At 61.2% G+C, this 12,319-nt stretch carries 10 protein-coding genes; 6 read left to right on the forward strand and 4 right to left on the reverse strand.

Going from position 1 to position 12,319, the window contains the following annotated elements:
• Positions 1 to 350 precede the first annotated feature (350 nt).
• Positions 351 to 1,199: an urea carboxylase-associated family protein gene (locus KJP30_RS18635; RefSeq protein ID WP_218450833.1), complete on the forward strand. Its 849-nt coding sequence runs from the start codon at positions 351 to 353 to the stop codon at positions 1,197 to 1,199.
• A gap of 83 nt (positions 1,200 to 1,282) precedes the next feature.
• On the opposite strand, the gene deoD is transcribed toward KJP30_RS18635, so the two are convergent.
• The 3 genes from deoD to KJP30_RS18650 all read right to left on the reverse strand — a co-directional run bounded on the left by deoD (position 1,283) and on the right by KJP30_RS18650 (position 4,520).
• Entirely contained in the window at positions 1,283 to 1,993 is a 711-nt protein-coding gene (deoD, locus tag KJP30_RS18640; protein WP_218450834.1) for a purine-nucleoside phosphorylase, read from the reverse strand.
• A 1-nt stretch (position 1,994) separates the two neighbouring features.
• Positions 1,995 to 2,303 (reverse strand): H-NS histone family protein, encoded by a 309-nt coding sequence (locus KJP30_RS18645; RefSeq protein ID WP_218450835.1) that lies wholly within the window; start codon positions 2,301 to 2,303, stop codon positions 1,995 to 1,997.
• A 252-nt stretch (positions 2,304 to 2,555) separates the two neighbouring features.
• The gene (locus tag KJP30_RS18650; protein ID WP_218450836.1) at positions 2,556 to 4,520 is read right to left on the reverse strand and encodes a protein meaA; all 1,965 of its coding nucleotides are present in this window, start codon (positions 4,518 to 4,520) and stop codon (positions 2,556 to 2,558) included.
• A gap of 273 nt (positions 4,521 to 4,793) precedes the next feature.
• Between KJP30_RS18650 and KJP30_RS18655 the strand changes: the two genes are divergently transcribed.
• From KJP30_RS18655 to KJP30_RS18675, 5 genes are all read left to right on the forward strand, one after another.
• Entirely contained in the window at positions 4,794 to 6,137 is a 1,344-nt protein-coding gene (locus tag KJP30_RS18655) for a 1-acyl-sn-glycerol-3-phosphate acyltransferase (RefSeq protein ID WP_218450837.1), read from the forward strand.
• Between the two features lie 243 nt (positions 6,138 to 6,380).
• A complete protein-coding gene (gene ccrA / locus KJP30_RS18660; RefSeq protein WP_218450838.1) occupies positions 6,381 to 7,667 on the forward strand; it encodes a crotonyl-CoA carboxylase/reductase in 1,287 nt (428 codons plus the stop codon).
• A gap of 366 nt (positions 7,668 to 8,033) precedes the next feature.
• On the forward strand, positions 8,034 to 8,771 hold the full coding sequence (locus KJP30_RS18665) for a helix-turn-helix transcriptional regulator (RefSeq protein ID WP_218450839.1): 738 nt from the start codon (positions 8,034 to 8,036) through the stop codon (positions 8,769 to 8,771).
• Between the two features lie 113 nt (positions 8,772 to 8,884).
• Positions 8,885 to 9,523 (forward strand): acyl-homoserine-lactone synthase, encoded by a 639-nt coding sequence (locus KJP30_RS18670; protein WP_218450840.1) that lies wholly within the window; start codon positions 8,885 to 8,887, stop codon positions 9,521 to 9,523.
• Positions 9,524 to 9,680: 157 nt separating this feature from the next.
• A complete protein-coding gene (locus tag KJP30_RS18675) occupies positions 9,681 to 11,222 on the forward strand; it encodes an ATP-dependent DNA helicase (RefSeq protein WP_218450841.1) in 1,542 nt (513 codons plus the stop codon).
• Positions 11,223 to 11,242: 20 nt separating this feature from the next.
• On the opposite strand, the gene KJP30_RS18680 is transcribed toward KJP30_RS18675, so the two are convergent.
• On the reverse strand, positions 11,243 to 12,265 hold the full coding sequence (locus KJP30_RS18680; protein WP_218450842.1) for an NADP-dependent oxidoreductase: 1,023 nt from the start codon (positions 12,263 to 12,265) through the stop codon (positions 11,243 to 11,245).
• Between the last annotated feature and the right edge of the window lie 54 nt (positions 12,266 to 12,319).

Genomic DNA, 12,319 nt, shown 5'->3' on the forward strand with positions numbered 1-12,319 from the left:
ATTGCAAAATTGCCCGCAAATCGTGACCGGCGCAAAGCTGCGGCGGGGGCTTTCGCATGGGTCCCCGCGGCGCTAAACCCGGCCCATGCTTATCGTCGTCGGGCTTGTCATCGCTTTCATTCTGGTGGCCGTATTCTCCAACCGATCCACGCGCTTTTGCCGCTGGCGAGAGAGGCGCGGGCCGGAAAACAGCACTTGGACCTGCATCCACTGCGGTGCACAAACGACAGGTGTTCAGGGTCAGGCCCCGTCCGCATGTCTTCGCACCGACGCGCGATGAACGGGCTGCGCGCGGGACTTGTCAATTGTTCGGTGTCAGGCTTCACTCCGCCAAGAACAGGAGCCGCGCCATGACAAATGCCCCCGCAGACGCAGACGCCCGCCGCGCCATTGCCCCGGTGATCTGCTATCCGAACGAAACCCTGCCGCAGCCCGACCTGCCGCTGTACCGGGCGGCCCTCGAAACGGCCAAAGTCACGGATACGGTATTGGCGCCCCCGCGCGAGGCCTGTGCATTTTCCGTGCCGGCGGGGCATTTCTTCCGGATCACATCTGTCGAGGGGCCGCAGGTCGGTGACCTGAACCTGTGGAACGCCCACGACCTCACCGAACGTTTCTACTCAGGAAAGACGCGCGCACTGCATGGCACACATGTGACGACGGGCGAAAGACTGTGGTCCAGTTTCCCGGCCTTGCGGCCCATGGCAACCATTGTCGAGGACACGCTGGACTGGTACGGGATCGACGAATTTGGCGGTTCGGTGCACGATGTGATCGGCACGCGCTGTGATCCTTATAGCGGCAACCTTCTGTCGGGGTCGCATTACCACCATTGCTGCCATTCCAACCTGATCCGTGCCTTGGCCAAGGCGCGTAACCTGACTCCGCAAGAGGCCGAGAAACACGTGCATGACGTGCTGAATGTCTTCATGTGCACGGGGTTCACCCGCGACACCGGTCAGTACTTCATGAAGGCCAGTCCGGTCCGGCCCGGGGACCACCTGACGTTCTTCGCCGAAATCGACCTGCTGGGCGCGCTCAGCGCCTGTCCCGGCGGCGATTGCTCTTCCGAACACAGTTCGGACAGCGCCGCCTGCCACCCTCTCAAGGTCGATGTGCTGGTTCCGGCCAACGGCGCACTCGGCTCATGGCAAAGCCCGCCGCTCAACGGATATGACCGTACGCACGGCCTGGGTTAACACTGCGGCTTGTTTCTTCTGTCCGGAAATATCCCGGGGAGCGCGAGGGGCTGGCCCCTCGCTTCCGTGTGTGCAAACGTACCTCACGCCTCGGCGAAGGCGGCGTCCAGTGCGATTTCGACCATTTCGGCGAAAGAATTCTCCCGGTCTTCGGAAGAAAGGGCCGCTCCTGTCGGCAGGTGGTCCGATACGGTCAGCACAGCGAGGGCGCGTGCGTTGAACCGGGCGGCGACTGTATATAGCTCCGCCGCTTCCATTTCGACGGCCAATACGCCGTGCCGCACCATCTGGTCGTTCAGGTCGGGCCGTTCGTCGTAGAAGACATCCGAAGAATAGATGCCGCCGACATGGGTTCGCACGTTCCGCTTGCGAGATGCGGCCACCGCCGCCTCCAGCAATCCGTAATCCGCACAAGGCGCATAGTTCAATTCGCGAAAAAAGCCTTTCGACGGTGTCGCAAGCGTTGTCGATGTCATGGCAATGACGATATCGCGCAACCCTACGTGATCCTGCATTCCACCGCAGGAACCGATGCGGATCAAGGTTTTGGCCCCGTAATCCCGCAGCAGTTCATTCGCATAGATCGACAGGCTTGGCATTCCCATGCCCGACCCTTGAATCGTAACGCGATTGCCGCGCCAAGTGCCTGTAAAACCCAGCATTCCGCGGGTTTCATTGACACAGACGACATCATCAAGAAAACGTTCCGCCGCCCATTTCGCCCGTCGCGGATCGCCGGGCATCAGCACGGTTTCCGCTATTTCTCCGGGCGCTGCCCCAATATGAATCGTCATCTCAGATTGCGAGATCTTCAAGCGACTTGCCGTCTTCGAGCGCGGCGATCACCCAATTGGGTTTGCGCCCGCGACCTGTCCAGGTTTGCTCGGGGGCCGAAGGATTGGCGTATTTGGGCGTGCCTTTGCTGCCTTTCGGTCCGGCAGTGATCACCTCTTCGAGGGAGAAGCCGAATTCCTTTGCAGCTTTTTCAGCGGCGCGTTTCGCCTCGGCCCGGCGGCGGGCATCGACGGTTTTCAGTGCTTTCTGGGCATCGGAAATCAATTGCTGAAGCTCATCGCTCGAGAGCGTTTCCAGATCGATATCCATGTCTTATTCTCCGATTTTTTTGACGCAGGGTTTTTCGAAGTCTTTCATGCATGTTTCAACACTTATTTTGTGTCACATTGCCGGCAGTGGCGGGAATTTGCGCCCTTTCCCGCAGAATACTGCGGAGCGAAACTCTCTGATCGCTTTAGGTGATTAAATTTTAATCTGACGCTAATTGGCGGCAGGTATTAAAAAAGGGCCGTGCCTTTTCAGCACGGCCCTTTCTTTTTGGGAAACAAAAATTCCCCAGGGTTACTCTGCTGCCACCGATGCGGGATCTGCCAAGGTGACGATGTCGCGCATGATTGCGTTCAATTCAAAGTCCTTGGGGGTATAGACTTGGGCCACGCCCATGGCTTTCAACCGCCGCGCGTCTTCGTCAGGAATGATGCCGCCAACGATCACGGGAACATGGCCAAGGCCTTCGCTGCGCATACGGTTCATCAGATCCTCGACCAGCGGGATATGGCTGCCCGAAAGGATCGACAGACCGACAACATGAGCGCCATCGCGCGCGGCTTCGACGATCTGTTCCGGGGTCAGGCGGATGCCTTCATAGTCGATCTCCATCCCGCAATCGCGCGCGCGAAAGGCGATCTGCTCGGCTCCGTTGGAATGCCCGTCGAGACCGGGTTTGCCCACCAGAAAGCGCAGGCGTTTGCCCAGCTTGTCGCTGACCGCATCCACCGCTTCGCGCAGGTCGTCCAGTCCTTCGGTTTTGTTCGACACCGAACGCGATACCCCGGTCGGGCCGCGATATTCGCCAAAGACTGCACGCATCTGCGCCGCCCATTCGCCGGTTGTGACCCCGGCCTTGGCGCAGGCGATCGAGGCGGGCATGACGTTCTTGCCGTCCGCAGCCGCCGCCCGGAGGTCAGCCAATGCCGCGCGTACCTCTCCATCGTTGCGGTCATCCCGCCACGCGTTCAGCCGGTCGATCTGTTCCTGTTCCACTGCCGGGTCGACCGTCATGATGCCGCCATCTTCGGACATCAACGGGCTGGGTTCGCCATGAGTGAACTTGTTGACGCCAACCACGATGGTTTCACCGCGCTCGATACGGTTCAGGCGTTCCGCGTTGCTGTCGACAAGCCGGCCCTTCATGTATTCGATCGCCTCGACCGCGCCGCCCATGCTGTCGATATTTGCCAGTTCGTGCCGCGCGCCGTCTTTCAGTGCTTCGACCTTGGCGTCTACCGCCGGGTTGCCATCGAACAGGTCGTCGAATTCCAGAAGGTCTGTTTCATAGGCCATGATCTGCTGCATCCGCATCGACCATTGCTGATCCCACGGGCGGGGCAGGCCAAGCGCCTCGTTCCATGCGGGCAGCTGGACGGCACGGGCGCGGGCCTTTTTCGACAGGGTCACGGCCAGCATTTCGATCAGGATGCGGTAGACATTGTTTTCCGGTTGCTGTTCGGTCAGGCCAAGGCTGTTCACCTGCACGCCATAGCGGAAGCGCCGCGCCTTGGCGTCGGTCACACCATAACGCTCTTGCAGGATCTCATCCCAAAGATCGACGAAGGCGCGCATCTTGCACATCTCGGTCACGAACCGGATGCCCGCGTTCACGAAGAAGGAGATGCGCCCGCAGAGTGTCGGGAAATCCTCCGCCGGGACGCGGGTCTTGAGTTCGTCCAGTACGGCGATGGCCGTGGCCAGCGCAAAGGCCAGTTCCTGCTCTGGCGTCGCCCCCGCCTCTTGCAGGTGGTAGGAACAGACGTTCATCGGGTTCCACTTGGGCACATTGGTATAGCAATATTCGGCCACGTCACCGATTAGCTTGAGGCTGGGTTTCGGCGGGCAGATGTAGGTGCCGCGCGACAGGTATTCCTTGATGAGGTCGTTCTGCACGGTGCCTTGCAGCTTGGACACGTCGGCGCCCTGTTCCTCGGCCACCGCGATATACAGCGCCAGCAGCCAGGGGGCCGTGGCATTGATCGTCATCGAGGTGTTCATCTGTTCCAGAGGGATCTCGTCGAACAGGGTCCGCATGTCACCAAGATGGCAGACCGGCACACCGACCTTGCCCACTTCGCCGCGGGCCAGCACGTGATCGCTGTCATAGCCGGTTTGTGTCGGCAGGTCGAAAGCCACGGACAGGCCGGTTTGGCCCTTGGCGAGGTTCCCGCGGTACAAGGCATTCGACGCCTTGGCCGTGGAATGGCCTGCATATGTGCGGATAAGCCATGGGCGGTCACGGGTGGTTTCGGTCATCGGGGCCTCCGTCGGCATGAATCGGTCTGGGCAATCTTGTTGCGCTTTGGAAGGATTAAGCGAAAGATTATGTCGCTGTCAATTCGCCGCGTTGCAGCGCGTGCAGGTGCAGCATAGGCCGGCGCGTCCGCATGGTAAAAGCGTCACTGTGCCGGGGTGGCCTTTCCTGCGTCCGAATAGACTGTCCGGCCGACGGGGGAAGGGGCGTGTGGAACGTTGCGGAAAGGGGCGGCACCTCTTGCCGCCCGACACGGCCCCTGCAAAACTCGCGCGATGACTGCGCCCGTGACCCTGCCGTTTTGGCTGTTTGCCCTGATCCTAGCCTTCGCGGTGATCAGTTTCACGACGCATTTCCTGTTCCCCTCGGTGCGTTGGTTTCTGCGCCGACGGCTTGAAAAGGCGGTGGCCCGGCTGAACCAGCGCCTTGAGCGCCCGATCGAACCGTTCCGGTTGTTGCGCCGCTATGACCTGATCCAGCGGTTGTTGTATCATCCCGAAGTGACACAGGCGATCGTGGAACATGCCGAGGAAACCGGGGTCCGCGAAGACGTGGCCTTTCAACAAGCGCGCCGCTATGCCCGCGAAATTGTCCCTTCGTTTTCGGCATTTGCCTATTTCGGGCTTGGATTGCGCGGGGCACGTTGGCTGTCGAACACGCTGTACCGGGTGCGGCTGGGCCATCACGACGCCGACGCGTTGCGCGGCATCGACCACGAAGCCACAGTGGTTTTCGTCATGAACCACCGGTCGAACATGGATTACGTGCTGGTGACGCATCTTGCGGCCAACCGGTCGGCCTTGTCTTACGCGGTGGGCGAATGGGCGCAGGTCTGGCCCCTGTCACAGTTGATCAGGGCAATGGGGGCCTATTTCATCCGTCGCACCGCGCGCGACGGCCTCTATCGCAAGGTTTTGCGGCGCTATGTGCAGATGGCGACCCACGGGGGCGTCACGCAGGCGATCTTTCCCGAAGGCGGGCTTAGCCTTGATGGCGCTCTGGCGCAGCCAAAGCTGGGCCTATTGTCTTATATGCTGGATGATCTGGACCTGACGGGGCGGGATGTCGTCTTTGTACCGGTCGGGCTGAACTATGACCGCGTGCTGGAGGATAAGGTTCTGGTTGCTGCGGGTCACGCGGGCACACGGCGCTTCGACACTTCTGTGACGCGGGTCATTCGTTCGGTACTGCGGCAGGTCTGGCTGCGCCTCACAGGTCGGTTTCATAGGTTCGGCTATGCTGCGGTCAGTTTCGGCGCGCCACTGTCCTTGCGGGACAATCACGATCTGGCAACCGATCCCAAGCGGCTGGCACAGGAGTTGATGGACCGTATCGCCGGGATCATCCCGGTGTTGCCCGTGCCTTTGGTGGCGCATCTGTTGTTGCAGGGGCCAAAGGATCGGGCGGCGCTGGAGCGCGGGTTTTCCGCCTTGTTGGACAAGTTGCCAGAGGCGCATGTGCACCTGCCGCGCAACAATCGTGATTACGCGGTCGAAGTCGGTCTGCGCACGCTTGTCGAGCGTGACATCGCGCGCGAGGACGGCGGCGTGTTCAGTTTGAACCCAGAGGCCGCGTCTCTGGCGTCATATTACGCGCGCTCGATCTCTCATCTTCTTTGATCTCCTCCAAGCCGACGCTCCCGCGCCGTGCAGCCCAGTATTCCTGGGCTGTGCCGGGTGTTGCCAAACGCTTGTCATGCTGCAAGTGCAGAGGAAATGCTGCATCCGCTGGGTCATAAAATTACAAAATTGACGCAAATGATGTTGCAATGTTGCGTGATGCCGAATATTCCGGGTGTCAGCCCCGCGATTCTGCGCCGCAGAACCGGACCAATGACAACTCTGGCTCAACAGGAGGCCGCCATGGCTCTGGACACGCAAACAGGCATCGCCCAGTACGATGCACCGGAAAAAGACCTCTACGAAGTCGGCGAAATGCCCCCGATGGGTTATGTCCCGAAAAAGATGTACGCTTGGGCGATCCGCCGTGACCGTCACGGGGATCCCGAGCAGAGCTTTCAGCAGGAGGTCGTCGATGTCTGGGATATCGACAGCCACGAGGTGCTGGTTCTGGTGATGGCGGCGGGCGTCAACTACAACGGCGTCTGGGCCGGCAAGGGCGTTCCGATTTCGCCCTTCGACGTGCATGGTCAGGACTATCACATCGCCGGTTCCGATGCTTCGGGCATCGTCTGGAAAGTCGGTGACAAGGTGAAGAACTGGAAAGTCGGGGATGAAGTCGTCATCCACTGTAACCAGGACGATGGGGACGACGAAGAGTGCAATGGCGGCGACCCGATGTTCTCGCCCACCCAGCGGATCTGGGGGTACGAGACAGGCGACGGCTCTTTTGCCCAGTTCACCAAGGTGCAGGCCCAGCAGCTGATGCCGCGCCCCAAGCACCTGACCTGGGAAGAGTCGGCCTGCTATACGCTGACGCTGGCAACCGCTTACCGGATGCTTTTTGGCCACCATCCGCATGAACTGCGTCCGGGCCAGAACGTTCTGGTCTGGGGCGCGTCGGGTGGCCTTGGCTCCTACGCGATCCAGTTGGCCAACACTGCGGGCGCCAATGCGATCGGCGTCATCTCGGATGAAAGCAAGCGCCAGTTCGTCATGGATCAGGGCGCCAAGGGTGTCATCAACCGCAAGGACTTCAACTGCTGGGGTCAGCTGCCGACGGTCAATTCGCCCGAATATAATGCGTGGCTGAAAGAGGCCCGCAAGTTCGGCAAGGCGATCTGGGACATCACCGGCAAGGGTGTGAACGTCGACATGGTGTTCGAACACCCGGGTGAGGCCACCTTCCCGGTGTCCACGCTGGTGGTGAAAAAGGGCGGCATGGTCGTGATCTGCGCCGGCACCTCGGGTTTCAACACCACCTTCGACGTGCGTTACATGTGGATGCACCAGAAGCGCCTCCAAGGCTCGCACTTTGCGCATCTCAAGCAGGCCGCCGCGGCCAACCGCCTGATGTGCGAGCGTCGTCTTGATCCCTGCATGTCCGAGGTCTTCCCCTGGCAAGAGATCCCGGCCGCGCACACCAAGATGATGAACAACGAGCACAAGCCCGGCAACATGTCGGTGCTGGTTCAGGCGCCCAAGACCGGCCTGCGCACGCTTGAGGATTGCCTCGACGCCCGCAAGTAAACCTTTTGCCCAAAATGGGCCGGTTCAACCGGTCCACCAACGCCCGCGAATCGCCCCCCGGCATCGCGGGCGTTTTGCGTTGTGGGGGCGGTCTCAAGGGTTTCAGTCACTTGGCGTTTCGCCCCCTCGCTATTTTTGGGGAGTAAGATTCCGTGAATTTCGGGGCGAGTGGCCGCATGCTAAAGTTGCATTAATGAAGCGTTAACCATCTATGCACGAGGCTGACCATGGGACATGATTGGATTTTGGACGTACTCACTGACCTGAAGACATTCGCTCGGGCCAACGGCATGCCGTCTTTGGCTGCGCAGCTGGATGATGCCTCTTTCGTGGCTCAGGCAGAGATCGCGTCCCAGGCCGAGGGTAATGGCATTGGGCTTTTTGGCAGGCAGCGCGCCGCGTCTGGACGGGCTGATCGAACGGCTCGAGTCCGCTGAGGGACTCGACGATCTTCAGCATGAAATCGAGGCACTGAGAGATCGTTACGGCCTTGATCACCTTGTCTATCACTGGGTCAACAGCAATGGCGAACAATACGGATGCGGGACATATGACCTTGAGTGGGTCAATCGCTACGTCGCAAAGGGCTATCTGCGCATCGACCCGGTCATACAGGGCTGTTACCAGCGCTTTCACCCGGTCAACTGGAAGCGTCTGGACTGGTCCAGCAAATCGGCCCGCGCCTTCTATGATGACGCCATCAAACATGGCGTCGGCAACCAGGGCTATTCGATTCCGATCCGCGGACCGAACGGCCAGTTCGCCCATTTCACGCTGAATCACAGTTGTTCTGACGAAGAATGGGAGGATTTCACCACAACTCACCGACGTGATCTGATCCTGGTCGCGCATTACTTCAACTCTAAGGCGTTGGAGTTCGAGCCAGGTCGCACACCGGACCCCGCGCAACCCTTGTCCCCTCGGGAAATCGAGGCGCTGACGCTCCTGGCAGTTGGATACAACCGGGCGCAAGCCGCTGATACCCTTTCGATTTCCGAACATACGCTGCGGGTGTACGTCGAAAGTGCCCGACATAAATTGGGCGCCTTGAATACCACTCATGCAGTGGCGCGGGCGCTGAGTCGGGGTGTGATCGTGGTGTAAGGACGCGCTTGGGTAAAGCGCGCCTTGTGCCGGCGCGCGCTCAGGTTGAAATCCGTTAACATTGTCAGCGGCAATCTTTCCCCATCGAACATGCATTCCGAGGGGAAAACACAATGATCCGCTACGTTTACGGCACCGACCTGCACAAGTTTCCGAAGCTCTCGCGGACCATGTTCCGTGACCGTGCGGCACAGTTCAAGACACGTCACAACTGGGAAGTGACCGTTGATGAGGACGGTTATGAGCGCGATCAATACGACGCCCTTAACCCCCTGTACATCATTTGGGAAAACAGCGACGGCACTCATGGTGGGTCCCTGCGGTTGATGCCGACCCTGGGCCGTACCATGCTGAACGAACATTTCACCCATCTGACCGATGGCGTGACGATCCAGAGCCCTGTCATCTGGGAATGCACCCGCTTTTGCCTTGCGCCGGGCGCCAAGGCCGGTGTGGCTGCGGCTCTCATGCTGGCGGGCGGTGAGGTCATGCGTGAGTTCGGGGTGGAACATTTCGTCGGCGTGATCTTTGCCCATATGACGCGCGTCTTCCGCCGCATCGGGTCGGAGCCTGAAGTTCTGGGCACGCAGGGCGAAGGTCGCGATGCCATCAGCGTGGCGCTGTGGGAATCCACTCCGGCGACACAGGCCGCCGTTGCCAAAAGCGCCGGCGTGACGCAGGAAATGTCGCGCCGCTGGTTCGAGCTGTCCTTTGGCAACATCGTTGTCCCCAGCCAGTTGGAAGCGGCCTGACACAGGACAGGCTGCAACCGCCGACAGATTAAATGCGCGTGGGCCCGGCCCGCGCGCTTTTGCGTTTCGGGAATGGAAAGGGATTTCCCGGAATTGGATCGGCCAAAGCGTCAATGGGTTCTGGTGGCCCCCGTGTGCGCAGGATACTGTGCGGCGCATGACCGTTCCCGCGCTTGTTTTTTCCGACGACCAGGCCGCTGCCTTTGACAGCGTGACAGAGATGCTGCGCGATGCGGGCGTCGATCTGGATGAGGGCCTGTGCCTGCCCGCCAACGAAGGGCGTTCGCGCGTCATGGCCCTGATGGGAAAGGCGGGCAGCGGCAAGACCCTGCTTTTGTCCGAGCTGGTCAAAGCTCTGGAGGCGGTCGGCGTCGAAACCGTCTCGGGCGATTACGAAAGCCGCCGTTCGCGCGAAAAACGGACCCTCGCGGTCCTGGCCCCGACCAACAAGGCGGCAAGCGTTTTGCGGATGCGCGGCGTTCCGGCCACCACCATTCATCGCATCATTTATACCCCGGTTTATGACCCGGAGTACGAGAAGGTCGCAGAATGGCTGATGGGCAACGAGGACGAAGCGCCAGAGATCGAGGGCGTCACACAAGAGGCGCTGGCCCGCGCGCAGGCGACCTATGAACAGCACAAATCGATTCCCGCCGCACTTGCCGCGGCGGGCCTGCGCGGCAGTGATTTCATCACCGGGTGGAAACGACGCGAAGAGCCGTTGGACATCGGTTTTGTCGATGAATCCTCGATGCTGGACGAGCGGCAGTTCGAGGATCTGTGCGAGATCTTCCCCAATCTGGTTCTGTTTGGCGATCCGGCACAGCTGGCCCCGGTCAATCAATCGGGAAAGATGGTCTTTGACGGGCTGAAGGACAGCCAGAAACGGGAATTGCACCGCATTCACCGCCAGCAGGCGGATAACCCGATTCTCGATCTGGCCCATGCGCTGGCCGATCCGGCGCTGGGGTTCGAGGATTTCGAACGTCTGGTCGAAGAGGCGGCCCGCAAGGATGACCGTGTCGTCTATGGCCAAAGGGTCGAGGTCGACCTAATGGCCCGCTCGCCTGTGCTGGTCTGGCGAAATGCCACCCGGATCCGCCTGATCAACGCCTTTCGTCGGGTCCACGATGCCCCCGAGGACAGCCTTCTGCCCGGTGAACCGCTGGTCTGTGACGGCATCGAACTGCCGCTGAAGCACCGCAAGAAACGGTTGGATCTGGAGGCGCGCGGCCTGATCAAGGGCGCGCAGGTCATCTATCTGGGGCCGGGCAAAAAGCCGGGATTTTCGCGCCTCCACGTGGTGGGCGCGCCAGAACCGCAGGTCTCGGCCGCGTCGATCGTCAAGATCGAGAAGCCCGAGGAAGAAGAGCCTTTCATCCCCTATGCGGCCCGCATGGGGGCGACATTCCTGCACGGCGCGGCGGTGACGATCCACAAGGCGCAGGGGTCTCAATGGGATGCGGTTCAGGTCTTTGCCCCTGATCTGTATGCTGCGGCGCGCGCCGGACGGAACGAAGCAGGACAGCCCTTGTGGAAACGTCTCGCCTATGTGGCGATCACCCGCGCGCAGTCGCGCCTGCATTGGGTCGTGCGCAACCGTCTCGCCCGGCCTTCGGGGCCATTGCGGGTGGATGATCTGAGCGGCACGCCTGCGCCCCTTGCGCTGGAGACCGAGGTGGACGGGCCGGCAGCCTGACAAGGCGCCGGCCTCATCGTTCAATCGGCGAGTTTGACGATCTGCTTGCCGGTGTTTCCGCCTTGCAGCATCGAGATGAACGCCCCGGGTGCGTTTTCTAGCCCTTCGGCCACGTCTTCGAGAAAGGCAAAATCGCCTGCGGCGACCCGAGGTGTCATTTCGGCAAGGAACTCGGGGAAACGATCCCAGTGGTCGAAAATGATGAACCCGTTGACCGACAGGCGCTTTACAAGGATCGAACGCCAGACCAGCGGCAGGCGGTCCTCGGTCGCGTCGGCGCCGCCATACCAGGCAATCGTGCCGCACAGCGGCACCCGGCCATGGGTGTTCATCAGCGGCACCACCGCCTCCAGCACCTTGCCGCCGACATTTTCCCAGTAGATGTCGATCCCGTCGGGGGTCTCGGCGGCAATAGCCTCGCGCAGCGCCAGCGCACCGGCGAATGCGCGATGATCCACCGCGGCGTCAAAGCCGAAAGTCTCGACCGCAAGTTGACATTTCTCCGCGCCGCCGGCCACGGCCACCGTGCGCAATCCGGCTGCCTTTGCCAACTGCCCCACAAGCGAACCGACCGGCCCCGTCGCGGCCGCCACAACCAGCGTTTCACCCGCTTGGGGGCGGCCAAATTCGCGCAGTCCCGTCCATGCCGTAAAGCCGGGCATCCCCAGAACGCCAAGCGCCGTTGACGGAGGCAGGGTGTTGTCCAGCTTGCGCAGGTCCTGTGCAGGCAGCAGGGCGTGGCTGGCCCATCCGGTCATGCCGGTGACCAGATCACCCTCGGCAAAGCCGTCTGCCGCCGAGCGCAGCACCCGCCCGACGCCCTGCCCAACCATGGTGCCGCCCAGATCGACCGAGGCGGCATAGCCGCCGACCGCCTCCATCCGGCCCCGCATGTAGGGATCCAGCGACAGATGTGTGACTTCGACCAGCACGTTGCCCGGTGCCATTTCGGGCATCGGCGCGGTCTCAAGTGAAAAATCCTCGGGCACGGGCATCCCCTTGGGGCGGCGGGCGAGGGCGATGCGGCGCATCTGGTCGGTCATGGGAACTCCTTGCAGGATTCTGCGGGAAAATGGGTTGCACGCGGGTGTCTGTCG

Origin of the sequence: Antarctobacter sediminis, from assembly GCF_019218285.1 — a bacterium.
GTDB classification, from domain to species: Bacteria; Pseudomonadota; Alphaproteobacteria; order Rhodobacterales; family Rhodobacteraceae; genus Antarctobacter; species Antarctobacter sediminis.

Bases quoted from the DNA above. Each gene is read 5' to 3' on its own strand.
- KJP30_RS18645 (WP_218450835.1), bottom strand. From the start codon at position 2,303: ATGGATATCGATCTGGAAACGCTCTCGAGCGATGAGCTTCAGCAATTG.
- KJP30_RS18655 (WP_218450837.1), top strand. From the start codon at position 4,794: ATGACTGCGCCCGTGACCCTGCCGTTTTGGCTGTTTGCCCTGATCCTA.
- ccrA (WP_218450838.1), top strand. From the start codon at position 6,381: ATGGCTCTGGACACGCAAACAGGCATCGCCCAGTACGATGCACCGGAA.
- KJP30_RS18680 (WP_218450842.1), bottom strand. From the start codon at position 12,265: ATGACCGACCAGATGCGCCGCATCGCCCTCGCCCGCCGCCCCAAGGGG.
- KJP30_RS18650 (WP_218450836.1), bottom strand. From the start codon at position 4,520: ATGACCGAAACCACCCGTGACCGCCCATGGCTTATCCGCACATATGCA.
- KJP30_RS18665 (WP_218450839.1), top strand. From the start codon at position 8,034: ATGGCATTGGGCTTTTTGGCAGGCAGCGCGCCGCGTCTGGACGGGCTG.
- KJP30_RS18670 (WP_218450840.1), top strand. From the start codon at position 8,885: ATGATCCGCTACGTTTACGGCACCGACCTGCACAAGTTTCCGAAGCTC.
- KJP30_RS18635 (WP_218450833.1), top strand. From the start codon at position 351: ATGACAAATGCCCCCGCAGACGCAGACGCCCGCCGCGCCATTGCCCCG.
- KJP30_RS18675 (WP_218450841.1), top strand. From the start codon at position 9,681: ATGACCGTTCCCGCGCTTGTTTTTTCCGACGACCAGGCCGCTGCCTTT.
- deoD (WP_218450834.1), bottom strand. From the start codon at position 1,993: ATGACGATTCATATTGGGGCAGCGCCCGGAGAAATAGCGGAAACCGTG.